The 25,298-nt window shown below is 42.6% G+C and carries 18 protein-coding genes and 1 other RNA gene; 8 read left to right on the top strand and 11 right to left on the bottom strand.

Translation table 11 applies throughout. The annotated features are described in order from the left end of the window. Positions 1-256 precede the first annotated feature (256 nt). Both NSTCB13_RS36160 and NSTCB13_RS36155 read left to right on the top strand, forming a co-directional pair. Entirely contained in the window at positions 257-2,641 is a 2,385-nt protein-coding gene (locus NSTCB13_RS36160; protein WP_448275799.1) for an ATP-binding protein, read from the top strand. A gap of 110 nt (positions 2,642-2,751) precedes the next feature. Further along, positions 2,752-4,053 (top strand): hybrid sensor histidine kinase/response regulator, encoded by a 1,302-nt coding sequence (locus NSTCB13_RS36155; RefSeq protein WP_448275797.1) that lies wholly within the window; start codon positions 2,752-2,754, stop codon positions 4,051-4,053. Between the two features lie 72 nt (positions 4,054-4,125). Here NSTCB13_RS36155 and NSTCB13_RS36150 read toward each other — a convergent pair whose 3' ends face one another. Continuing rightward, positions 4,126-4,677 carry a 2'-5' RNA ligase family protein gene (locus tag NSTCB13_RS36150; protein ID WP_448275795.1) on the bottom strand — a complete coding sequence of 184 codons (552 nt, stop codon included), beginning with the start codon at positions 4,675-4,677 and terminating at the stop codon, positions 4,126-4,128. A 210-nt stretch (positions 4,678-4,887) separates the two neighbouring features. Here NSTCB13_RS36150 and NSTCB13_RS36145 point away from each other — a divergent pair, with 210 nt between their 5' ends. From NSTCB13_RS36145 to queF, 5 genes are all read left to right on the top strand, one after another. Then, positions 4,888-5,154, top strand: a complete 267-nt coding sequence (locus NSTCB13_RS36145; protein WP_289795594.1) for a YciI family protein — start codon at positions 4,888-4,890, stop codon at positions 5,152-5,154. Positions 5,155-5,191: 37 nt separating this feature from the next. Continuing rightward, an RNA gene (gene ffs, locus NSTCB13_RS36140) (signal recognition particle sRNA small type) lies at positions 5,192-5,288 on the top strand. A 25-nt stretch (positions 5,289-5,313) separates the two neighbouring features. Beyond that, complete coding sequence (locus NSTCB13_RS36135) at positions 5,314-5,697, top strand: phasin family protein (protein WP_445626435.1); 384 nt, start codon at positions 5,314-5,316, stop codon at positions 5,695-5,697. Between the two features lie 160 nt (positions 5,698-5,857). Beyond that, positions 5,858-6,259, top strand: a complete 402-nt coding sequence (locus NSTCB13_RS36130; RefSeq protein WP_445626434.1) for a hypothetical protein — start codon at positions 5,858-5,860, stop codon at positions 6,257-6,259. A 114-nt stretch (positions 6,260-6,373) separates the two neighbouring features. Beyond that, the gene (gene queF / locus NSTCB13_RS36125; protein WP_445626433.1) at positions 6,374-6,763 is read left to right on the top strand and encodes a preQ(1) synthase; all 390 of its coding nucleotides are present in this window, start codon (positions 6,374-6,376) and stop codon (positions 6,761-6,763) included. 417 nt (positions 6,764-7,180) lie between these two features. Here the strand turns inward: queF and NSTCB13_RS36120 are convergent, their stop codons facing one another. The 7 genes from NSTCB13_RS36120 to NSTCB13_RS36090 form a co-directional block, all read right to left on the bottom strand. Beyond that, on the bottom strand, positions 7,181-10,477 hold the full coding sequence (locus NSTCB13_RS36120) for a two-partner secretion domain-containing protein (RefSeq protein ID WP_448275794.1): 3,297 nt from the start codon (positions 10,475-10,477) through the stop codon (positions 7,181-7,183). Between the two features lie 49 nt (positions 10,478-10,526). Continuing rightward, positions 10,527-11,123: a hypothetical protein gene (locus NSTCB13_RS36115; RefSeq protein ID WP_445626431.1), complete on the bottom strand. Its 597-nt coding sequence runs from the start codon at positions 11,121-11,123 to the stop codon at positions 10,527-10,529. A 387-nt stretch (positions 11,124-11,510) separates the two neighbouring features. Then, a complete protein-coding gene (pstS, locus tag NSTCB13_RS36110; RefSeq protein WP_448275793.1) occupies positions 11,511-12,608 on the bottom strand; it encodes a phosphate ABC transporter substrate-binding protein PstS in 1,098 nt (365 codons plus the stop codon). A 159-nt stretch (positions 12,609-12,767) separates the two neighbouring features. Beyond that, the gene (locus NSTCB13_RS36105) at positions 12,768-14,165 is read right to left on the bottom strand and encodes a cytochrome c biogenesis protein (protein WP_448266596.1); all 1,398 of its coding nucleotides are present in this window, start codon (positions 14,163-14,165) and stop codon (positions 12,768-12,770) included. Between the two features lie 31 nt (positions 14,166-14,196). Continuing rightward, positions 14,197-14,937 carry a cytochrome c biogenesis protein CcdA gene (locus NSTCB13_RS36100; protein WP_448275791.1) on the bottom strand — a complete coding sequence of 247 codons (741 nt, stop codon included), beginning with the start codon at positions 14,935-14,937 and terminating at the stop codon, positions 14,197-14,199. Between the two features lie 614 nt (positions 14,938-15,551). After that, positions 15,552-21,995: a HAMP domain-containing protein gene (locus NSTCB13_RS36095; protein ID WP_448275893.1), complete on the bottom strand. Its 6,444-nt coding sequence runs from the start codon at positions 21,993-21,995 to the stop codon at positions 15,552-15,554. Between the two features lie 34 nt (positions 21,996-22,029). Beyond that, a complete protein-coding gene (locus NSTCB13_RS36090; RefSeq protein WP_448275789.1) occupies positions 22,030-22,170 on the bottom strand; it encodes a hypothetical protein in 141 nt (46 codons plus the stop codon). Positions 22,171-22,593: 423 nt separating this feature from the next. Between NSTCB13_RS36090 and NSTCB13_RS36085 the strand changes: the two genes are divergently transcribed. After that, a complete protein-coding gene (locus tag NSTCB13_RS36085) occupies positions 22,594-23,292 on the top strand; it encodes a Uma2 family endonuclease (RefSeq protein WP_448275787.1) in 699 nt (232 codons plus the stop codon). Between the two features lie 445 nt (positions 23,293-23,737). Here NSTCB13_RS36085 and NSTCB13_RS36080 read toward each other — a convergent pair whose 3' ends face one another. The 3 genes from NSTCB13_RS36080 to NSTCB13_RS36070 all read right to left on the bottom strand — a co-directional run bounded on the left by NSTCB13_RS36080 (position 23,738) and on the right by NSTCB13_RS36070 (position 25,297). Next, the gene (locus NSTCB13_RS36080) at positions 23,738-24,160 is read right to left on the bottom strand and encodes a hypothetical protein (protein ID WP_445626425.1); all 423 of its coding nucleotides are present in this window, start codon (positions 24,158-24,160) and stop codon (positions 23,738-23,740) included. Positions 24,161-24,890: 730 nt separating this feature from the next. After that, positions 24,891-25,076 (bottom strand): type II toxin-antitoxin system HicA family toxin, encoded by a 186-nt coding sequence (locus NSTCB13_RS36075; protein WP_445626424.1) that lies wholly within the window; start codon positions 25,074-25,076, stop codon positions 24,891-24,893. Beyond that, positions 25,076-25,297 (bottom strand): type II toxin-antitoxin system HicB family antitoxin, encoded by a 222-nt coding sequence (locus tag NSTCB13_RS36070; RefSeq protein WP_445626423.1) that lies wholly within the window; start codon positions 25,295-25,297, stop codon positions 25,076-25,078. The genes NSTCB13_RS36075 and NSTCB13_RS36070 overlap by 1 nt, the downstream gene beginning before the upstream one ends. Between the last annotated feature and the right edge of the window lies 1 nt (position 25,298).

The raw sequence follows: 25,298 nt of genomic DNA, 5'->3' as shown, positions 1-25,298 counted from the left end.
TTATTATATTTTTGATAAAGTGTATTTTTTGAACTTACTCGACGATCGGCCTATACATACTTCACAATACAGGTCTTTAAAGGATAGTTAGCAAAGTTTAGGGTATTGACAATCGCAGCTATGGGTAACAATCATAATTGCGATTATTAATAATTTTTTGGGCAATCTAAATATAGCCCTTTTTTTGCTTACAAAACCCATTGTTTAAAGGGTTAAGCCTGCGATCGAAGGCAACTCCAGCCCATCTGACACCAAAATGTATTCTTCACGGAATTTACCAATCCGATTTATTATTGGCGGCACTACTCTTATTGTGAGTATTTCTGCTTATTTTAGCTATCAGGCTGCTCGAAAAATAACGCTACAAGACTTGAGAGGAAAAGCATTTTTAGAGGTACAGAGAGGAGTTGATGAAATTGAGGAGTGGTTACATATTCGCAAAGTCGAGGTGCAAACCCTTGCTCATACTTCAACTGTACGCTCCTTAGACTGGTCTTTAGCAGAACCTTATTTAAAGTCAGAAGTTAAGCGGATCGATGAATTTTTCTTTTTCCAAATAGTTACCCCGGATGGTTCGTATTTTAATACTAAAATTGGTCGGTCAAATAAGAATGTTAAGGATCGAGACTACTTTCAAAAAGCACTAGCAGGAAAAAGCAACATTTCCGATCCCTTTATTAGCCGTTCCACAGGTATTCCTTTAATTGCGATCGCCACTCCAATCTGGTCTGATTCTCCTACCAATCGTTCACCGATTGGAGTTTTCCACGGCAATGTTAAAGTCGATCGCATTGCAAAGGTGGTCAACTCTTTGCACTACGGCAACAACAGCTATGCATTTGCCCTCAATTCCCAAGGAGAAGCGATCGTCCATCCCAACTCAACCTTAATGTCAACGGTAGAAAAACCCGCACCCAGCCTGCTGAAAATTCCAGATCGCAATTTAAATGCGATCGCGCAGCGAATGGTAAACAAACAACAGGGAATTCAGTTGATGGAAATTGACGGCACTAAAAAGTATGTTGCTTATATGCCGTTACGAGAAACTAATTGGTCTGTGGCTTTGGTAATTCCGCGTCAAAACATTGAATCTCGGCTACAATTTCTCGATCTGATCGCCCTAATTGTGGGCGGATTAACAGTGACGATGATCGCTGTCTTGTGGCAGGTACAAGCTTTTGAACAAGCTCAACTGAAAAAATCTAAAACAGCGGCTGATACCGCAAACCGGGCTAAGAGCGAATTTTTAGCCAACATGAGCCATGAACTGCGAACGCCCTTGAATGGTATTTTGGGTTGCGCTCAAATTTTGCTGCGTTCCAAAGCTTTGCCAGAGTCAGAGCAATATCATGTAAATATTATTGAACAGTGTGGCTCTCATCTACTGACTCTAATTAATGACATTTTGGATCTTTCCAAAATTGAAGCGCGAAAACTAGAACTGAATCCTCAAGATGTGCATTTTCCGTCTTTTTTACAGGGTATTGTAGAAATTTGCCAGATTCGGGCAGAACAAAAAGGCATTTTGTTTGTCTATGAACCCGCAAGCAACTTACCCACAGGGGTTCATGTCGATGTCAAAAGGTTACGTCAGGTTCTTTTGAATCTGCTGGGAAATGCCATTAAATTTACTGATGAGGGTAAAGTTAGCTTCGAGGTTGAGGTAATCGATCGAGTGACTGCTGATGGGCAGATGGAGAAATATCACATTCACTTTAGTGTAAAAGACACAGGAATTGGCATAACTCCAACCCAATTGGGCAACATTTTTTTGCCATTTGAACAAGTAGGTGAAAAAAAGCATCAGATAGAAGGGACAGGGCTGGGTTTAGCTATTACTCGGCAGTTGGTGCAGATGATGGGTAGCGATATCCAGGTTAAAAGTGAGATTGGTCAGGGTAGTACTTTCTGGTTTGAAATTGCGATCGCCCAAGCCAGCGAATGGGTACAGTCTGCGATGGCTGTATCCAAGGGACAAATCATTGGCTTTACAGGTAGACCCCGCACCATCTTAATGGTGGACGATCGCTGGGAGAATCGCACAGTAATTACAAATTTACTGCAACCATTGGGTTTCAACGTAGTTGAAGCCAGCAACGGTAAAGAAGGTTTAGAAAAAGCGATCGCCCTGAAACCAGACCTAGTGATTACAGATTTGCTGATGCCAGAAATGGATGGGTTTGAATTGATTAAACACCTGCGTCATACCCCAGATATCCACGATATCAAGATTATCGTCTCTTCTGCTAGTGTCTTTGAAGCCGACCAAAATCGCAGTCTGCAAGCAGGAGGTGACACCTTTTTGAGCAAACCTGTACAGGCAAATGAATTACTGCATCAATTAGAGTGCAATTTAGGTTTGACATGGATTTACCAGCAATCTGAGGAACAAAAAATTAATTCTTCGCCTACAACACTTGATAGTTCACCAGATAAATTGACTCTTCCTTCCCCCGATATATTGCAGGAACTGATGAATTTAGCCAGTAAAGGTAACTTCAATGACATTTTAAAATGGGCAGATAAACTAGAGGAAACAGACGCAAAATTCGCTCTTTTTGCTAACCAATTGCGGCAGCTAGCGAGGCAGTTTGACGAAGATTTAATCCTTAACTTTTTGAACGAAAACTCAAAAGATTAATTTCCTTAAATTTATTTATGTGGATTTTATGCCGTGAATTTTGAATTGGGAGTGTTCTCCTTTAGCGTTTTGCAAATAAGCAACGTGAATCAATATAGGATAGAAATTTTATGACAGTAACTATAGGCGATCAAAAAAATTCCCTAAATAGCGATCCTAGCAGAGGAATTATTTTAGTCGTGGACGATAACCCTGCCAACTTACAAGTTTTATCGAGCTTTTTGGATCAGTCTAGCTTTGAAGTTTGGGCAGCTCGCAGTGGTGAAAAAGCCATTCAGAGATTAGATAATGATAATTTACCTGATTTAATCTTGCTTGATATCATGATGCCGGGTATCGATGGGTTTGAAACTTGTAAATACCTCAAAAGTGAAAGCAATCCTCGTGTCCGGGATATTCCGATCATTTTTATGACTGCTCTTTCCGATACTGCTGACAAGGTTAAAGGATTACAATTAGGAGCTGTAGATTATATTACTAAACCTTTTCAGTATGAAGAGGTCTTGGTGCGAATAGAGCATCAACTGAAGCTGAAAAATTTGACGAAAACCTTGATAGACAAAAACGCCGAATTACAACAGATTCAAACCCAACTGATTCAAGCAGAAAAGGTCGCAACCTTGGGTCAAATGACAGCAGGAATTGCCCATGAAGTAAATAATCCCATCAATTTTATCGCTGGAAACTTGAATTTTATTGAAGAGTATTTCCAAGAAGTTATTAATTTGCTCGAGTTATATCAGAAATATCTACCCGATCCTCCAGATGAAATTCAAAATGCTATTAAAACAAAAGATATCAATTATTTGTTAAATGATTTATCCAAAATTATTCAATCTATGCAGATAGGTACAGCTCGCGTTACAGAAATTGTCTCATCCTTGAATAAGTTCTCTCGACACGGAGAAGCAGGTAAAAAACTAGCTAACCTGCATGAAGGTTTAGAAACTACACTACTCATTCTTGGACATCGACTGAAAGCAAATGGTCATCGTCCAGCAATTAAATTAATCAAAGAATATGGAGAATTACCACTTGTTGAGTGCTATTTAGGCGAACTAAATCAGGTTTTTATGAATTTGATTAGTAATGGAATTGATGCCATTGAAGAAATCCAAAAAAGTCAATATTTTGATGAAAACTTTCGACATAGTGGGACTATTTGGATTAAAACGGAAGCAATTGGAGAGCAAGTTATTCTCAGAATTGCAGACAATGGCTCAGGAATCAGTGAAGCAAATCAGACAAAGATATTCGATGCTTTTTATACTACAAAAGTCATCGGTAAAGGAACAGGACTAGGTTTATCTATTGCTTACCAAATTGTAGTTAACAATCATCACGGTAAGCTAAATTGCCATTCAACACCAGGTGAGGGTACCGAGTTTGTGATTGAATTACCTATTCGATAAATTAGAATCCCAAATTCTACCCACATCGGCATTGAGAAAATACTTGCAATGGCTGAATTATCGGTTAAAAGCTCAATTACTACCAGAGAAAAAAGCAAACTCTCGTTTAATATTCCAGCGCTTCCCGTCGTGAAGCAGCAAGGTTAATTTGTCAGCAGTAAACTCAAAATGCAACTGGCGATTTTCAAATTCTGGCCAAGCAGCTTTAAAATTCTGCTTTGTTAAATCTCGAAATGCAACCGTTAAATGAGGTGCAAAAGGGCGGGTTTTAGAAACCTTGTCAACAATTCTCAAGTCGCTTTCTGTATAAGCCATTAAATCAGCTTGCAAAGTTAAAAGCTCTTGACTTCTGACGACATTAATGTATATAACACGAGGTACAAAGGCATCAAACCCTTTAAGTGTAATTGCTACTGGCTGTTGTCCACTGGCAAACTCCTTCAAAGATGCTTCTAATAGTGGCAAGTTAGCATCTGCCCATTCAAAGGGCGGTTGCAGGGTAATATGAGGCGGAGACTTTAGCGCCCCGCTACTAGCATAGCGATCGGCAAAGTACTGCTTAATCTCGTTGGCGTAGTCTTGAATATCTTGCGGTGGTAGGAGGGCGATAAAAAAACGGCTCATTCAATTTCAGATTTTGGATTTTAGATTTTGGATTATAAAATCATTGCTGTTGAGTATTGAACGGCAAACGCTCAAAGGATATTACAGATATAGCGGTGCGTTAGGCTAAAGCTATAACGCACTTCACTTAAAATTTATTGTATTTGATACTCTGAATCAGCACTGGGTACTTTACGTAGGCTGTTTGTTGTAACTGGAGTTAAGAAAACAATGCCGTGGTTTGTAAAAATTGAAGAAGGGAAAGTCGATAAACCTACCTTTGACCAATATGTACCTGCTCACAAAGCCTACATTCGAGAATTAATTACTAAAGGACACAAAGCGCGAACAGGCTATTGGGTAGAGCAAAGAGGCGGAATGTTGCTGTTTGAGGCTGCCTCAAAGGAGGAAGCAGAAGCGATTGTAGCTGATGACCCCTTGGTAAAACACGGCTGCGTCAACTATCAGCTTTATGAATGGCGAATTGTTATGGAATGACACACACTTACTGAATTTTCATGTTATGTTTATATAAGACCTGGATCTATGCGATCGCAACACCCAAATCTTGTCAGAACCGGAAGGTAGCAGCAACACGGGAGGCTTGTGGTAGGCGTAGTCTCCGGGTCGCCCTATTTTTAGGAGCGGTCAGTAACAATGCCTGGTTTTGGAGATATTGTTCAAAAAGCTTTTTACCTCGGTGTTGGATTAGCTTCTTACGCGGGTGAGAAAGCAGGGGGAAAATTAGCCGAAGTGCGATCGCAAGTCCAAAAACTGGCAGATGAAATGGTGGCAAAGGGCGAAATGAACACAGAAGAAGCCCGCCGCTTCGTTGAGGATATGATGAAGCAAGCCCAACAAGCCCAACCATCTGTTGAAACCTCACCAGAAACGCCCCCTTCTCAACCTCGCCGCATTGAAATTTTAGAGGAAGATGAACCAACGGTGAAAGAGGCGTCAAATGATGAGAATGTAGATAAATTGCGCGATGAAGTGCTAAAACTGCAAGATGAGTTAAAACGATTGCAACGCGATCGCTAAAAAAAAGCATTCTTTGAGCGCAATATTAAGTAATAAGTGGCATTTTGACATGACACTTCGGATAAAAACTTGATAAGATACATTGCTTAGTGTGTATTTTAGTGCTTCAAGCCAGATAACACAAAGCGTCCTGTTTAGAGCCTGCAAAGGTGTCAAGTTTATGGAACAGTGGCAAAAAGATTTAGTAGAAATCGTCGAAACAGTGGCTGATGAAGTAGAGCGCTTCTTCCTGGGAATGAGTGAAGTGGTAGACGCACTTTTTGAGCTAACAGAAGAAGTCACCGAGCAAGTACATAATAATATTGTTACTGAAGTCGATCAGTATCTACAGGATTTGGCTGAACCGATGTTAGAAGCTTACTGGGAACTGGAAGACATGGTAGCAGATGTAGATCCGGGTTTTCCTTATTCAGTTGAACCTACATCTGAAAAAAATCCTGCCTGTATTGGTTGTAGTCATTACCACGGTCAAGTTTATGGTGGTAATTTATTAGTTTGTGCTATGCATCCCCACGGGTGCGAAGATGAGAATTGTCCAGACTGGGAGAAGGAAGAGTATTGAGGGGGAGTTAGGAGTTTGGAGTTTGGAGTTTGGAGTTAACAAGCTACAAAATTACTAAAAGGACGTAAAGATAAGTAGAATAACTAATGACAAATGACAAGTGACAAATGACAAATGACAAACCAAGAAATGAAGTATGGCGAACGCGACATTGCCGAAGGTAAACTAATTACCTTTCCGAATCCCCGTGTGGGGAGGCGATATGACATTAACATTACTTTGCCGGAATTTACTTGTAAATGTCCGTTTTCCGGTTATCCTGACTTTGCGACAATTTATGTTAGCTATGTGCCTGATGAACGGGTAGTGGAATTAAAGGCACTCAAACTTTATATTAATAGTTACCGCGATCGCTACATTTCCCACGAAGAATCTGCCAATCAAATTTTAGATGATTTTGTGGCTGCTTGCGATCCGTTGGAAGTCATTGTGAAAGCAGATTTTACGCCTCGCGGCAATGTACATACTGTGATTGAAGTGCGTCATCATAAGTACCCAGAATGAAACCTTTGGCTTTTAGATAGGACTTTAGTCCTTTTTACAAGACGCTAGTGATACAAAATCAGGACTGAAATCCTGACTAGAAATATTTTTGAAGGAAGTTTGATTAACCGGACAGGATATATATAAGTAAGTGGGCGGCAAAATTTACAAGTATGTAACGTAAAGTTAACTAAAGCGATTAAAGTTAAATTTTACACATTTTGTACTGTAATCTCCTTTTTCTCCCTTAGCTTCAATTTAAATATTCGTTCTTATTAGTTTTCTTGTACTATTTTATTTACATTTTAGTTGATGTTGTGTGACAGTTGGGGTGCGGAATGTGGGTTCAAAGCATCCGTTACACATTCTTGGCCACTTGTTACTTTTATGACTCTTGGGTTTCATAGGAATTGTTCCCCCTACTCTTGGGATAATGAATCATCGACTACAGGACATAGCAGAGGGAATAGAAGAACTTTGGGGATATTGAGCCACAAGAATAACATCACCTCTACCATCAACAATCCATCTTTGAGCCTCCACAATCTGATTAGTAGATTTAGTAACAGATGTAGATAATTTATCCGTGACTCTCTGTGTTGCTTGTGGGGGCAAATCTACCCAACCAGTAATTACTGCTCGTCCCCGCAGAGGCTCGTTGGGGCTAAGGGGTAATCCACCGCGTCCTGTGGCAATAAAACGACTGGCGGTTTGTCGTCCTCTGGGAGTGCAGCCTTGAGCGATTTGTTGGGATGCATCGACCAGGTTAGAAGGTAGTTGAATTAAGCCGCGACTAGGGTCAGTATCAGGTGTGTTGAGATTTATCTCACCATTTAAGGAAGGCTTGCTTTGGGAGATGGCAGTGATGTCACTTGTTAGCAACTGACTAGGATTTAGCTTGTTCGGGTCGGTTGTTTGCAACTGCTGTTCGAGCTCTTGCCGACTGCGCGGCTGTAGCCCAAAGATGCCAGCAGAGTTGATAATAACTTTCCCGCCGCTACCCTCAAAGGCGTTGGCAGTGATATCGCTATTTTCGTTGGGAACTGCAACGATAAAGCCTCGGTAATTTGGGAGGTTATTGATAATGATGTTACCGCCATTGCCACCTAATTTGTCTGTACCTGCATTGGTGGAGATTTGACTGTTGCGGCGGAGTAAAAGTAAGTCGCTGTTGACGTTGATGTTACCGCCGTTACCGGATGCAGATTCGGCGTTGAGTTTACCTTTGTTGTCTAAAATAATTTTAGGTGAATTGATTTCGATGTCGCCTGCGATTCCTGAACCAGTAGAACTGACAAATAAGCCACTGCTAACGCCGATATTTTCTACCCGATCGCTAAAGTTATTAACTAGGTCATCATAATTAAAATCACTACCACTAATTATTACCTTATCAGTAGCGTTGACAGTTATTTTACCTGCATCTCCTTGCCCTGAAGTACTAGCTGTCAGTGCAGCACCATCGATGATTTCTAAGGAGTTGGTGTATAAATTAATATCGCCGCCTTTACCTGTTGAGTCTTTGCTGGTAGCAGTCGTTAACAGGCTCCGACCCACAACATCGTTGAGGTTGGAGCCTTCAAGTGAAGTTCCACTCAGTTTTATAGAAGTGGCATTAACAGTCAAGGAACCCGCATTCCCTTTCTCTACACTGGTTGTTGAAACTGATGCTTGTGCCCCATCTTGGATAAACAACTGTCCAGTCTTAATTACTAAGTTTCCAGCATTTCCTTGACCTGTAGTCCCTGTAATTATACCACTAGGAAACGGACGATCCTTTACGACGTTAGAGACTAAGCCTCCACTAATTCCAATTAGTTGCTCTAAGACATCGGCGGACACTCCTTGCTTTGAAGTGCCGAGAAGTTCTACAGATTCGGAGGCGTTGATAGTTAAATCTCCGCCTTTTCCCAAGCTAGAAGTACCCGATGAGATGATTCCCCCATCACTGACTATTAACTTTTTAGTAGTAATAGCCATACCGCCCGATTTTCCAGATCCCTGTGTTCCACTAGCTAAGACGCTAGGAACATTATTGTCTGTGCCGATGCCTTTTATTTCTACTAACTTTGAAGCATTCACAGTTAATTTTCCTCCTGGCTGCTCTCCACCAGTACCTGCTGTCACCCAGGCCCCATCACGGACAATTAATCTGTCAGTATCAATAGTTAAGTCGCCTCCTTGTCCCAAACCTCTAGTTTCATTACGCAATCCACTGGGAACTCTATCGCCTATGGTGAACAGTCCTAGTCCTTGGGGAGCATCATTAGCTGAGGTGCCACTAAGTTCTATAGAGTCTTTTGCGTTCACGAATAAATTTCCGGCTCGCCCTGGGGTAGTACTCCCTGCCGATATTACTGCCCCATTAGAGACAATTAACCGCCCAGTTTCAATGGTCAGGTTTCCGGCATTTCCACTTGCAGTAGGTAGAGAAGAAATTATAAAATTTTTTAAATAAGGAGGAGCATTACGAAGATTCTGGGCAAGAAGATTCTTGACATCCAAGGAAGCGGAAAACAAGCCAATTGGAACAGGAAAATTGGAAGAATTATCGGCGGAATTAATCGGAACATTGATGTCAATTGTACCGTTTGATGAGGAACTGCCAGTTAGTTCTATTGAGTCAGAGGCTTTCACAGCCAGATTCCCAGCACTACCACTAGAAGTAGTAGCAGTCGCTACTATTCCATCTTGAATAATCAATTTTCCTGTGTCAACAAGTAAATCACCGCCATTCCCCCTATCAAAAACAGCATTGTAAACAAAGCTATTTTTTACCGTTAATGCTCCTTTGGCACTGAGCATAATATCTCCTGCTTGAGCGTCATCGATACCTGCAAGTAGGCTGATGCCAGCACGCAGGCTACTTCTGTCTAAAATATCTATATTCTGAGCGTGGATAGCAATACTACCGCTACCGCCAGAGGCGACATTAACTTCAGCGCCATTGGTAAGCGACACATCTGCTGGCGCTATGTTAGCCGGAAAATTTAAGCTGAAATTATCACCACTGATATTGAGATCGACTGTCCCCTCTTGTGCTAATCCTCCTAACTCCACTCGCCCACCCAAGGCATTCAAGGAGCCACCATCTATTCTCACGTTGCCACCTATAAGCAGCAAACTACGATTATCGTCAACCCCTAAACCAGCTGAGTTATTTTGAATTGGGGCAGCAATTTGATTGAACAAAAATGCAGAAGGATTTACATTCAACAGTCCGGTTGGCAGGTTTTTAACCGGATTTGCACTGAAAATGTCACCATTAGCCAACCCGATGGCATTTGCTGTTGTTCCTACAAACGAACCGTTGAGACTCAGGCTGGCATTTGGTCCAAAGATGATCCCATTGGGATTAATCAAAAACAGGTTAGCATTGCCCAATACTCCCAGAGTTCCTAGAATTTCAGAGCCTTTATCTCCTGTAACTCGACTCAAAATGTTCTTAATGCCGATAGGATTAATGAAATAGACTCCTTCTTTTTCTCCAATATTAAATTCCTTAAAACTATGCAAAAGATTAGCTCCTCTAGTGACTCCACCATCGATCAGGATACTAGATACATCTTTGTTTAACGGAATAATACTAGGTTTAACAATAGAATTTTTAGCTAAGGTATCATCAGCTATGGGTTGGGCAAGAGCACAATTGATAGAGGCTGAGATTGCACCATCAATAATTAACAAACTCCCTAACGCCAACAACCAGTTCCAATCTTTCCAGTTAATAAACATTCAGTAAACTTAACTCCATAAAGCAACAACGCCTAGTTCGTACATTGCATTACAAAAAAACAGAAAACTGTCCAATAGCATTAAATGGAATGTTGAATTGTGTAATGTCAATTAAACTACCCGGAATCTGCACTAAAGAAGTAACGCCCTCCACAATACCAACTAAGTCTCCCGATGATGTAGAGATGTTTAAACTTCCGTTTATTACTTGAGAGGTGTAGTTCTGTGCTGCTCCTTCTAGCACAATCTTGTCACTGCCTCGCTTAAAGTTCTGGATTAGAGCATAATCTGTATTACCGCCACCAACGTAAAATTGTTGAGGCGTGGAGGTTAATGAAGACAAAGTAGGATGGCCAAGGAGGAATACATCTTGTCCTTGGGTGCCAATTAGGGTATCAATCTGACCGACTCCAGCAACTGTCGATCCATTTGATAAAACGTCAAAACCAAGTCCAGCAATGAGTTTGTTACCTTCACCAAAGCCAGTTACGGTGTCATTTCCGTTGGTTCCAAAAAAAAAGCCAAAGCGATCGTTCTCAAATTGTCCAACCTGTTCATAGTGTTGTAGTCCTGAGGTAAAAGAGCCAGCATTAACAGCCGCCGCTACATCAGGGTATGCTAGCAAGTAAGCTTGTTCATTGAACATAGCAATAGCCTCCAGATAGTAATGGGAATATCAATCAAAAAAGTACTATTTGGTCAGGGTCTGGAGTTACTTCCATTAAGTTAGAAGCTCTGAAGTTAATTGAGCAAGTGTACAATTCCTAGCCAAAGCACTCTAAGGAGCAAAATCCAAATCACCGGACATTGCACCCTCCACCAAATAACAGCACTAAACTTCAGTCAACTAGGAATAAAGTTATTAGCTGTTTCTTATTTCATAATAAAACTGTAATGATTATTGGGTTGCTAAAAAATTTCTTATTCTTTACAAAGTTTATAACTAAACGCAATATCTGAACTATCTCCCCTGCTCCCTTGCCTCTTTTTCAACCATTTAGTCTATGTTGCATCCAAAGGAGAACTGCTATATTTATTCAGCAATTTTCTTGACAGCAGATTGCACTTGCAGCACAACTTTTTTTGATAAAGGAATATACCCAAGTTCCAAACTGGATTTTTGCCCGTCAATCACAGCCCAATTTACAAAGTTTTTTAGTGCTTGAGCTTTAACTCGGTTTGGATATTGGTGATAAGTTAAAAGCCAGCTGTAAGTGACGATGGGATAAGACTGGGTACTTGTAGGATCGGTGATAAAAGCAATCAAATTATCACTTGGTAATTTTACTGCTTCTAAAGTTTGTGCTACAGATGCTGGTGTCGGCGTAATATAATTACCGGATTTATTTTCTAAAGCAGCCACAGAAAGTTTATTTTGTTTGGCGTAAATGTATTCTACATAGCCAATAGCTCCTGGTATCTGTTGAATCAGGGCGGTAACACCTTCGTTACCCTTTCCACCAATTCCTATTCGCCATGCTACAGATTTACCAGCCCCAACTTTGCTTTTCCATTCCGCACTTATGGCGCTTAGGTGTTGCGTGAACACGCTTGTAGTTCCACTACCATCAGTTCGGTTTACAACTTGAATTGGTAAATCGGGCAAACTTACACCTGGATTAGCTGCACCTATTCTAGGATGATTCCAATTCTTAATTTTTCCGAGAAAGATATCTACGTAAACTTGGCGTGGTAGCCTGAGAGGGGGTGGCACATTCACTTGAGGCGACTGCCGTATAGATGGTGTCAGGTTATAAGCTAACACAATAGAACCGGCAGTTATTGGCAAAGCAATTACTCCCCGTTTTACCTTGGCTGCTTGTTCCCTTGTAATTCCCACATCACTAGCTGCAAAATCTACAGTCCCGTCGATGAGCTGTTGCACTCCAGCACTGCTTCCTATAGCTTGATAGTTAATTTCTATATTGGGATTTTGCTGGTTGTAATCTGAAAGCCAACGCTCATACAAAGGTGCGGGAAAACTTGCCCCAGTACCAACAAGGGAAACACGCTTGATGTTTTTTTGCTCGGCAGTGCAAGAAGCAATACTCAACAAGATAGCGATTAAAGGTAGAAGGCAAACCCGTCCTTGAGATTGAAGTTTAGCAGATATAGAAATTTTTTGTTCCAATGTTTAATAAATACCTCTAGTAATTTCAATGTTTGTAGGTGTGTGGGTGTAATTAGTTGTAAATAATTTTGAAACGCAAAGGAACGCGGAGGTTAACGCAAAGGTACGCAAAGTCATTCTCTGCGTTCCTGGAGCGATTTACTTTGCGCCTTTTTGTGTTTAAACTTCAATTGCTGCCTCTTTCTCTTCACCTTTTGGCTGTGAACTTAGCCGATCTAAAATTTCTAAAACTTCTTGTTCAAAAGCAACTTGGGCGCGATTAGTTTTGCCACCAATATACAAGCGATCGCCTTTTTGCAATGCCCAAATTTGCGAGTGTGAAAAGTAACTCATTACCACACCCAGCATGAGTAAGCCAAACCCTGTGTAAACAATTGGGATGCCTGGATCGGCTTTAATTTGTAAGCCGGTGCTACCAATTACATCCAAAATTTTCAGCTTCACGCCATTAACTTCCGCGAACATCCCCGCGCGGACTGTATCAACAAGTTTGCCAGTGGCATCATAAATTAATACCATTCCTTGCAAGTCTTTCGCTAGCAAAGAGACACCCTCACTCAAATCTGGTTTAGTCGGAACCCAGGTTCCCCAAATCCGCCCGTTACCGTTGGTGTTCAATTGCGCCATTGGCAGCTGAAATATCGGGCTGTTGTTAAATTGGACGCGAACACCTGCAATTCCCCAATCAGTTTGATAGAAAGTTATGCCATGATAGCGCAGAGGTTCGTTGACAAAAATCTTCTTATGGTCAACTTCCTCTCCTTGATTATTCAAGACAGACATATCGGAATAAAATTGATCGATGCCGCCAGATGGTGTGTAGTCAATCCAAAAACGATTGACGCGCACAGACCAATCTTTCGGGACTTGCGCTGCGGCTAAAGGTCCAGCATCGACAATATTTGTCACTTGAAATGTATCGCCACTAGCAACCATTTCCTGAGCCAGAAACCCAGTCATCGCGCCCCAAATTCCCCCTAGCAAAATAGCAACGATACCAATATGAACAATAATTGGGCCGATGCGTCCGACTATTCCCTTGCGGGCGTAAAGAAGATTTGTTTTTTCTTGATTTGGAAAAATTTTATAGTGGTGTTTTTGTAAGATTTCGCTGAGGGAATTTAGAGAAGCAGTATCTAGTTCTGCACTCAAAGCTAATTTTTGAAATTGTCGTGGTTCTTCGTAATATTTCCAGCGCTGGGCAGCTTTTAAAGCTGGTAACTGACGGGTAAATGAACAGGCAGTTAAGCTAGTGCCAAATAAGATCAGTAATGCCAGAAACCACCAAGTACGATATACGTGGTCTAACCCAACTACTTGAATTACTTTCCAAGTTAAGAAACCAAATAAAGCTGGATGTTCTGGGTAATTGGCTTGGTAAAATGCGGGTGATTGACCTTGCTCAATGACAGTACCGGTAGAGCTAAAGATGGCAATCAATAGCAGTAGTGCGATCGCTAATTTTAAGTTAGTCAGTACGGGCAAAAGCTCTTGGCGTAAGAACTGCCCAGGTATCGCCCACCATTTTATTTCTTTGGACGCTGAATCTTCTATCATTAGGTGTAAAATCTAATACAACGTATTGATATTAAAAACTGCCAAGGGGAATCCGAGAAATTAAGGAAAATACACCGAATCCTACCAATAGTGCCCCACTAACTGGGTTAATCCAGCCAGACCAGCGACGCAATTCTAGTAATTTTTTAATTGAAGCTGTAAAAGTACCCGCCAAAATCAACGGTGCTACATAACCGGCTGTATAAGAAAGTAGCAAAACAGCACCTAAAATTAAGTCTTGTGTACTAGCAATCCAACTTAACAAGCTCGCTAAAACAGGCGTGCTACAAGGGGATGCGACTAAGCCGAAAGTCAGCCCCAGCAAATAAGAACGCAATCCTGCTGGCAAATCTGGCGAAATCCAATTGGTTTCATTCAAGGATGGAAATTGTAGAGGCAGCGCTTCTAATAAGTTCAGCCCCATGAGAATGGCGATAATGCTGACGATAATCGGCAAACCAATTCCCACTTGACCGTAGACTTTTCCAACTAAACCTGCTATTATTCCCATCCCTGCCAGAGTAGTTGCTAAACCTAAAGCAAACCAAGTTGATTGGGCAGCTGCTTGCAAGCGGCTTTTGGCTTCATAACCACCGATGTAACCAATGGTAATTGGCAGCATCGAAAGCATACAGGGTGTAAGACTGGTGAGCAAGCCAGCGACAAAGATGATGCCAACGCTTACCCAGCTAAGGTGTGTTAGTTGGTTAGAAACAAGGCTGTTGGCGAATTGTTCTAGTTGGTAAATTTGGGTTTGCAGGTTATCAAACATGGGGAGTCTCTGAGCGGAAATGCTTACTCTGCTTGAATTGTAGCTTAGTTTTGGTTTTTGAGTCAGGATAACCAAAATTATCGCAACCTGATATCATCTAAATTTCATCTCCCCAAAGAAATAGACCTCTTGGCAAAAGTGCTTTTTGCACTCTTGGGGAAAAGGGAAAAGGTTAAAGGGGAAAGGGACTTTTGCAGAACCTTTTCCCGACTTATGCCAAGAAATCTATTGCATTACCCGCACCCTGACGATAGGTGTGGTTCCAATACGGTTCGGATAAGTATTTTGAACTCAGAATAGGGTTTGGGGAAAAGGGGAATGGGTTTGCGGTTAAAGGTTTATTATTCCAATACAGTTCAGTTAAGAAAAATTGTAGGTTGGGTTAAGCAAAGCGCAACCCAACAAAGTCCTGCAAATGTTGGGTTTCGTTCCTCAAACGCCACGTGCTTCAAGTCGGGGAACCCGCCCAACGCAGTGGCTCCCCAACCTACGTAGTTTAAGGTTTTTGGGGCTAACCCAAGCGTATTGGTTTATTATTCCCCTTTCCCCTTTACCCTTTTCCCTTTAACCGAACCGTATTGGGTGTGGTTCAAATACATTAGAACATTATTCCGTTAACGATATAGCCAAACACGCAATAGCGACAGCAATTGTTCAGTATCTACGGGTTTGGTGATGTAATCTGATGCGCCCGCTTCAATACATTTCTCGCGATCGCCTTGCATGGCTTTAGCGGTCAGTGCAATAATCGGCAAAGATTTAAATTGCTCGTTTTGGCGGATTAAGCGTGTTGTTTCGTAACCGTCCATTTCTGGCATCATTACGTCCATCAAAACCACATCAATATCTGGTGTAGTTTCTAACAGGATAATCCCCTCCCTGCCGTTTTCAGCATATAAAACTTGTATTTGATAACGCTCCAGCATACTTGTCAGCGCAAAGATATTACGCATATCGTCGTCTACAATTAGCGCTTTTTTGCCAGCGAGTAAGTAGTCTATGGAATGCAGTTGTTCAAGTATTTCTCGTTTGGGTGCTGGTAAATTTGCTTGGACTCGGTGTAAAAATAATGCTGTTTCATCGAGGAGACGTTCGGGCGATCGCACATCTTTAATGATGATTGTTTCGGCAATTCGTCTGAGTTCCGTTTCTTGAGCTTTGCTAATATCTCTACCTGTGTAGACAATAATTGGTAAAGTTTTACCGTGAGGTAGAAGCTTTATTTGCTCGATCAGTTCAAACCCAGTCATATCGGGTAGCCCTAAATCGAGAACGAGGCAATCAAAATGCTGTGAGCGAATAGCTTCTAAAGCTGCTGCACCAGTGCCTACTGCTGTGGTCGAAACATCGCTGTTACCAATCAACTCCACAATACTCAGCCGTTGAGCGTCGTCGTCTTCGACTACCAACAAATTTTTCACTTGGCGCTCAACAAAACCTTTAATTTTGGTCAACGCCTCGGATACGATCTCGCTGGTTAAAGGTTTTTGCAGATATGCGATCGCACCTAATTGCAAACCGCGTTGTCTTCCTTCCTCAACGGTCATGATATGTACAGGAATGTGGCGGGTATTTGGGTCATGCTTCAAACGATCTAATACAGTCCAACCATCCATTTCTGGCAACCTGATATCTAGCAAAATCGCTGAAGGTAGGAATTGCTGCGCTAGCATCAAACCTGTAGTGCCTGTTTGGGCAGCGATCGCTTTGAATCCTTGCTGTTGTGCCATATCTAGCAGGATACGCGCAAAATTAACGTCATCCTCAACAATTAGTAACACGCGATCGCCTACGCCGATAGTAGCGCGATCGTCATTAATCAGTGCTGAGTTAGGAGTTAAGAGTGAGGAGTGGGTAGAGACGCGATTAATCGCGTCTGTGCTGGATTGTGTTGATGTTGACTCAGGACTCAAAACTCGGAACTCTGGACTCAATTGGGGGAAGTAGAATGTAAAGGTGCTGCCTTGACCTGGTTGACTGATTAGTTTAATTTCGCCGCCAAAGAGACGGGCGATTTCACGGCTAATTGATAAGCCCAATCCAGTACCGCCGTATCTCCGACTGGTAGAGCCATCGGCTTGCTGAAATGCCTCGAAAATAACTTTCTGCTTGTCGGGAGCAATACCAATGCCTGTATCGCTGACTGAGAAGGCGATGACATTTTGGGCGCGATTCAAAGTTTCTTGATCTTTGCTCCATCCCTGCTTCGCCACCGCAATCTGTAAGCGTACCTCTCCTTTTTCTGTAAATTTAAAAGCATTGGAGAGGAGATTTTTTAAGACCTGTTGTAAACGTTTGACATCTGTATAGATGGTTGTGGGCAATTCGGGAGCCAATTCAATTGTGAAACCAAGTCCTTTGCTCTGAGCGATTTGTCGGAAGGTGCGCTCAATCTGATCGCCCAATTCTGTCAATGGCATTTGAGTTATGTCAATTGACATAGTTCCAGATTCAATTTTGGCGAGATCGAGAATGTCATTGATTAACGCCAACAAATCAGTCCCGGCTGAGTAGATTGTTTGGCTGTATTCGACTTGTTTGGCGGTAAGGTTGCGATCGATGTTATCTGACAACAATTTCGCCAAAATCAACAAGCTGTTCAACGGTGTCCGCAGTTCATGGGACATATTGGCGAGAAATTCTGATTTATATTTTGAAGAAAGGGCGAGTTGTTCGGCTTTGTCTTCCAAAGAAAGTCTTGCTTGTTCAATTTCCCGATTTTTGCGCTCGACTTCTTTCTTTTGCATCGCCAACAACTCTGCCTTTTCTTCTAACTCGGCGTTGGTTTGTTGCAGTTCTTCTTGCTGTCCTTTGAGTAAATCTTCAGAAGCTTTGAGTGATTGGGCTTGTTGTTCTAAGCGCTTGTTAGTTTCCCTGAGTTCGCTTTGCTGGGTTTGGAGTTCTTCAGCCAAAGATTGCGACTGCTTGAGTAATTCTTCAGTTCGCATCGATGCGGCGATCGTGTTGAGGACGATCGCGATACTTTCGGTAAGCTGGTCGAAGAATGTCAGATGAATTTCGCTAAAGCGGCGGAAGGATGCTAATTCAATGACTGCTGTCACTTGTCCTTCAAAAAGTACAGGTAACACTACGGCATTCAAGGGCGTGGCTTCTCCTAAACCAGAGGCAATTCTGACATAATCGCTTGGTACATCCGTTAGCAGTATTCGCTCTTTTTCTAAAGCGCATTGCCCCACTAAACCTTCACCCAAGTGGAAGCGGTTAGCTAGATGTCTGCGTTCCCGGTAAGCGTAGCTACTAATTAATTTCAAATACGGTGTATGTTCAGCAGATTCCATCAAAAAGAATACGCCATGTTGCGCTCCTACCAAGGGCGCTAGTTCTGAAAGAATTAGTTTAGATACGGTTTCCAAATCTCGCTGTCCTTGCAGCATTCGGGTAAACTTTGCCAGGTTAGTTTTCAACCAGTCTTGCTCAGTATTTTTCTGCGTTGTCTCGCGCAGATTAGCAATCATCTGGTTGATGTTGTCTTTGAGTATTGCGACTTCCCCTAGTGCTTCGACGGCGATTGAACGAGTTAAATCGCCTTTAGTTACAGCTGTAGCAACTTCGGCGATCGCTCGCAACTGAGTTGTCAGTGTAGCAGCGAGTTCATTTACATTATCCGTCAAATCTTTCCAAGTTCCAGCTGCCCCAGGTACTCTCGCTTGTCCGCCTAACTTTCCTTCGATTCCCACTTCCCGCGCTACTGTAGTTACTTGATTGGCAAATGTTGCTAGGGTATCAATCATCTCGTTGATTGTCTCTGCCAAGGTTTCGATTTCTCCTTTGGCATCTAACATCAGTTTTCGTTTCAAGTCACCGTTCGCAACTGCTGTTACGACTCTGGCGATACCGCGCACTTGTGCCGTTAAGTTACCCGCCATCGAGTTAACGTTATCTGTTAAATCCTTCCAAGTCCCTGCAACACCTTGGACTTGCGCTTGTCCGCCTAACTTCCCTTCAGTCCCCACTTCCCGCGCCACCCGCGTTACTTCACTGGCAAAGGAACTGAGTTGATCCACCATTGTATTGGTGGTGTTCTTCAAGTCTAAAATTTCGCCTCTGGCATCGACGGTAATTTTCTTAGATAAGTCGCCATTAGCTACCGCCTTGGTAACTTCGGCGATGTTGCGAACTTGTCCGGTGAGGTTCCCCGCCATCGAGTTCACATTGTCTGTTAAATCTTTCCAAGTTCCAGCTACGCCTCTGACGTAAGCTTGCACGCCCAATTTACCTTCGGTTCCCACCTCACGGGCAACTCTGGTAACTTCACTTGCAAAGGAATTGAGTTGATCCACCATTGTGTTGATGGTGTTTTTAAGCTCTTGAATTTCACCTTTGACATCAACGGTGATTTTCTTGGATAAATCGCCGTTTGCTACCGCCGTGGTAACTTCGGCAATGTTCCGCACCTGTGCCGTCAAGCTTCCCGCCATGAAGTTTACACTTTCGGTCAAGTCTTTCCAAGTACCTGCCACTCCCTTAACTTCTGCTTGTACGCCCAATTTACCCTCGGTTCCTACTTCCCGCGCCACCCGCGTTACTTCACTTGCAAAGGAATTGAGTTGATCCACCATTGTGTTAATGGTGTTTTTGAGTTCCAAAATTTCACCTTTGACATCAACAGAGATTTTTTTGGATAAGTCGCCATTTGCCACCGCCGTGGTAACTGTAGCAATATTTCGTACCTGTGCCGTTAAACTTCCCGCCATGAAGTTCACGCTGTCGGTTAAATCTTTCCAAGTTCCAGCTACGCCGCGCACATCTGCTTGTACGCCGAGTTTACCTTCGCTTCCCACTTCCCGCGCCACCCGCGTTACTTCACTGGCAAAGGAGTTGAGTTGATCCACCATTATATTGATGGTATTCTTGAGTTCCAGAATTTCGCCTTTGACGGCAACAGTAATTTTCTTCGATAAATCACCATTGGCGATCGCAGTTGTCACTTCGGCAATGTTCCGCACTTGTGCCGTCAAGCTTCCCGCCATGAAGTTTACGCTATCGGTTAAATCTTTCCAAGTTCCGGCAACGTCTTTTACTTCCGCTTGTACGCCCAATTTACCTTCAGTTCCCACCTCACGCGCCACCCGCGTTACTTCACTTGCAAAGGAACTGAGTTGATCCACCATTGTATTAATGGTGTTTTTAAGTTCCAGAATTTCACCTTTGACATCAACGGTGATTTTCTTGGATAAGTCGCCTGTTGCCACCGCCGTAGTCACTTCGGCGATGTTCCGCACCTGCGCCGTTAAGCTTCCCGCCATGAAATTCACGCTGTCGGTTAAATCTTTCCAAGTGCCAGCCACGCCGCGCACTTCTGCTTGCACGCCCAGTTTACCCTCGCTTCCCACCTCACGCGCAACCCTTGTTACTTCTGATGCAAAGGAATTCAGTTGATCCACCATTGTGTTGATGGTGTTTTTGAGTTCTAGAATTTCACCTTTGACATCGACAGTGATTTTCTTGGATAAATCACCTGTTGCCACCGCCGTAGTCACTTCGGCAATATTTCGCACCTGTGCCGTTAAACTTCCCGCCATGAAGTTTACGCTGTCGGTTAAATCTTTCCAAGTTCCCGCCACACCACGCACATCGGCTTGCACGCCCAATTTACCTTCACTTCCCACCTCACGAGCAACCCGTGTTACTTCCGATGCAAAAGAACTGAGTTGATCTACCATGATATTGATGGTGTTCTTCAGTTCCAGAATTTCACCTTTAACATCGACGGTGATTTTTTTGGATAAATCGCCATTGGCGATCGCAGTCGCAACTTCGGCAATATTTCGCACCTGTCCGGTGAGATTACCCGCCATTAAGTTAACGTTATCGGTTAAATCTTTCCAAGTTCCCGCAACTCCCCGCACTTCTGCTTGTACGCCCAACTTCCCTTCAGTTCCCACCTCACGCGCAACTCTTGTTACTTCTGATGCAAAAGAATTAAGTTGATCCACCATTGTGTTGATAGTGTTTTTCAACTCCAGAATTTCACCTTTCACATCGACGGTGATTTTCTTGGATAAGTCGCCATTGGCTACCGCCGTGGTCACTTCCGCAATGTTCCGCACCTGTGCCGTCAAGCTTCCCGCCATGAAATTCACACTATCGGTCAAGTCTTTCCACGTACCCGCTACGCCGCGCACTTCTGCTTGACCGCCTAATTTTCCTTCAGCACCCACCTCACGCGCAACTCTTGTTACTTCTGATGCAAAGGAATTAAGTTGATCCACCATGATATTGACGGTGTTTTTCAACTCTAAAATTTCGCCTTTGACATCAACAGTGATTTTCTTGGATAAGTCGCCATTCGCTACCGCCGTGGTAACTTCGGCAATGTTACGGACTTGGGCGGTTAAATTTCCAGCCATCAAGTTAACGTTATCGGTTAAATCCTTCCAAGTCCCTGCTACTCCTTTAACCTCGGCTTGTACGCCCAACTTCCCTTCAGTTCCCACCTCACGCGCCACCCGCGTTACTTCCGATGCAAAAGAATTAAGCTGATCCACCATCGTGTTGACGGTGTTTTTGAGTTCCAGAATTTCGCCTTTGACATTTACAGTGATTTTTTTCGATAAATCCCCATTGGCGATCGCAGTGGCAACTTCGGCAATGTTGCGAACTTGTCCGGTGAGATTACCCGCCATCAAGTTAACGTTATCAGTCAAATCTTTCCAAGTGCCAGCCACACCTTGCACTTCGGCTTGAACGCCCAATTTACCTTCGGTTCCTACTTCCCGCGCCACCCGCGTTACTTCCGATGCAAAAGAACCGAGCCGTTCTACCATCGTGTTGACGATATTTGCAGTTTGGAGAAACTCACCTTGCAGAGGTCTGCCTTCAATTTCTGTGGCGATCGTTTGCGATAAGTCACCATTAGCAACTGAGCGAATTACACGAGTAGTTTCAGCTGTTGGTTGAACTAAATCTGTAATTAGACTATTGACAGAAGTCACGCAATCTGACCAAGAACCACGAACATCTCCGAGAGAGGCACGTTCGGCAATTTTGCCTTCTTTGCCAACAACGTTACCAATCCGTTGTAGTTCGGCCGCCATCCGCTCATTCTGGTCAATAATATCATTGAGCGTATCAGCTATTTTCCCCGCCACACCAGTATGGGTCTATGGGCATCCGAGCAGAGAAGTCACCTTGTTTAACAGCATTCAGCGTTCTTAGTAGCTGATTTAAATCTAGATTGTCGCTGTCTCTAGTTAACTGTTCGGTTGCCATAGCCTTATCCTTAATCTTGAATCTTGAGAAATTTTTTATATTTTTTGCACCCCGTACTTATTTAGAGTACTTTTAGCCAATGCGTATCACAATAGAGAGCAGGGAATAAAAAGTGGATCGAACTAATATTTTTATGGGTGCGAGTGTAAGCAGTCAAGAAAGACTGCTAACTAAATGGTATTGCCGTCAATATATCTGGCATACCACTTAGCTAATGATAGCTAGTTGGAATCTGTTATGCAGCATTAATTATCGGCGATGTCTAACTTGGGCAGTAAGCGATCGCACGTAGAACATACGATGATAATTAACAGTACGTTTTATGATTTTTGGAATTTGAGGAAAACAGCAAATCAATAAATTCTAACTGATAACTGAGGTTTGCTAAAGTCAAAAATATCCGGCAACTCCAAGGATTGGCAAATGGTTAGAGAGTACTCACCCCAGAGACATCTGCCTCCGCTTGAAAGTGGCGCTCGTTTAACTCGCCCTGAATTTGAACGGCGTTATGCGGCTGCACCCCATATCAAGAAAGCAGAACTGATTGAAGGAATCGTTTACATCGCATCTCCTGTAAGACACGAACAGCATGGCAAACCTCACAGTCGCGTCATAACTTGGTTAGGAGTCTACCAATCACTGACTCCTGGCGTTGATTTGAGCGTTGAACCAACGGTAAGACTAGATTTAGACAATGAACCCCAGCCAGATGCAGCATTGTTTATTGAACCAGACGCAGGCGGACAAACCCGTTTGAGCAGCGACGGTTACATTGAAGGATCTCCGGAATTGATTGTTGAAATTGCCGCAAGTAGTGTAGCCATTGATACAGGTAGCAAAAAGCAGGTTTATCGCCGTAATGGGGTGTTAGAGTACGTAATCTGGCAATCTTACGAGAATAAAATTGAATGGTTTTGCCTCATTGATGGCGATTATCGATTGCTATCTCCCGGTGCAGATGGAATTATTCGCTCTGGGGTGTTTCCGGGTTTGTGGTTAGCGGTGGAGGCGCTGTTAAACAATCAGATGGTGCGAGTGTTGGAGGTGGTGCAAGCGGGGTTGAAATCACCGGAACATGATGCGTTTGTGCAGCAGTTGCAGAAATACACAAGTCTGAAATAGTTTACTCACTGAGTTTTCGCCTTAGTTTTACCCCACCCTAACCCTCCTTTCAAGGGCAGGCTTTTAGGCTTTCGATAAATAGTTGAGAATGTTCTCAATTATTGAACGTAGTTTTAAGTTCTCAGACAATGGTTTTGGTTTTAAAATCCCAAAAATTTGTCTAATCAAAAAAACCTGCCCCAGAAAGGGGGATTAAGGGGGGTAATTAGACTTGTGTGTACACCGCAGCTTGCAAAGGGGAGGGAACTAGATTCTTGTTTCCCCCCTTTGCAAGGGGGGATTAAGGGGGGTAATTTGACTTGTGTATACACGGTAGCCTTAAAAAAGGGGGAACTAGTGCCCCCTTTTTAATGGAGTTGAAGGATCTCAAACTACAGTAAATTAAGTATTTGAGCTTAAGTTGACACTAAACCCTATTGGATTTTACTCAACTCACGATCGCACCCTACACCCGATTCATAGATCCATTTGCAGAAGAAACCTTAACAGAATCGGCTGCTAAAGAATTGGTGGGTTTAGAATTGCCTAATACGCTTCGCTTCTTCTTGGTATTACCTCGTCTAGCACCACCCGCCATCTCGTATTCTGGGCTGTTTTTACCGTAACGGCTGCCAACTCCTAGTAACATTTTTTCTGACATGGTTATTACAACCTGTTCGGCGTTATTCACGTCATCTGTGAGTTTGTCAATGGTAGATAATGCAGTGTTGTAGGCAGCAAGCTTAGACCGGAGATCGTTAATTGTCATGGTGTAAGCTTGTATAGTCAATCCTTCCCCAAAGTCAAGTTCTACACTGATAGATTGTAAACTTTCAATCCGGCGATCGGCTCGTTCTAAAACGCTGGAATTTCTTTTACGACGTGCCATAATGCATCTCTGCTACTAGGTTTATAGTACTGTTTTATACCAAGCTATTCCTGATTGTCATGGGAAAATATCGCAAATCAGTTGCGCTCGCATCTCGAAAAGCTTACTTAATTTCACTTAGACTATACTTGATTTCAGGTATTAAATTGATTCATAAGTTGGTTACAACAATTGCTGCAATGATTTAAGCCTTTCTTATACATGAAAGAACATTTGTTGCAAAGTATTAAGCCTTTCCAGCAAGGGCTTATACTTTGCCAGAAAAACTTAAGCCTTTCTTATACATGGAAGAACATCTGTTGCAAAGTATTAAGCCTTTCCAGCAAGGGATTATACATTTGCTAGAAAAACTTAAGCCTTTCTTATACATGAAGTAATCTTAGCTGCAAAGGTTTAAATTTTTACAGTTTTAAGCGTAAAAGCGAATCAAAAATAAGAACACCAAAGAGCCTATTATTTATCTGGTCGTACTCAAGCAACATCACTAAATGCATGGTCACTACCAAAGAGTTGCCTCTCGAACTGCGTAGGTTGGATTGAGGAACGAAACCCTACATTTTTGGTGGTTTGTTGGGTTTCACTTCCTACCCCTACGGGGAAGCAAGCTACAACCCAACCTATGATTATCCTTAACCCAAGGGTATTAGTCTATATTTTTCGTAATTGATTAGATATCTTGCACGAATACAAAACTAACCCACCCTGCGGAAGCCATAACATACTTACAACACTAGGGTGGGAAAATCTCTAAATCTTTGCAAATTTTGATAACTAGAATATCAATAATCTCAGTATGTCTTGGAACTGCCGAAGTTCTGTTGTTTGATGGATTGTAATAAATCGTATGCCTTCCACCTTCTCGAAGAAACAAACAGCCGTTCTTTTCCAAATGGCGAATCAATTCACGTCTTTTCACTATAATTTGACAGTAATCTGTTCGCGGAGGACATCTTTACCGGAGAGTTGTTGCTCTGCGAGTTCCCGATTTGAGATTAGAATCAACTCTATCGCTTCCCGTAGGCTTTCTCTAGCTTCTTCCAGAGTTCTCTCTTGGACATTTGCACCAGGTAGCTCTTGAACGTAGCCAATATACCAGTCATCTAACTTTTCATATACAGCAGTAAAAGAGTTTTCCATA

The sequence above is a fragment of the Nostoc sp. DSM 114160 genome (assembly GCF_053470305.1).
This window is presented reverse-complemented; position numbering and strand designations above follow the sequence as displayed.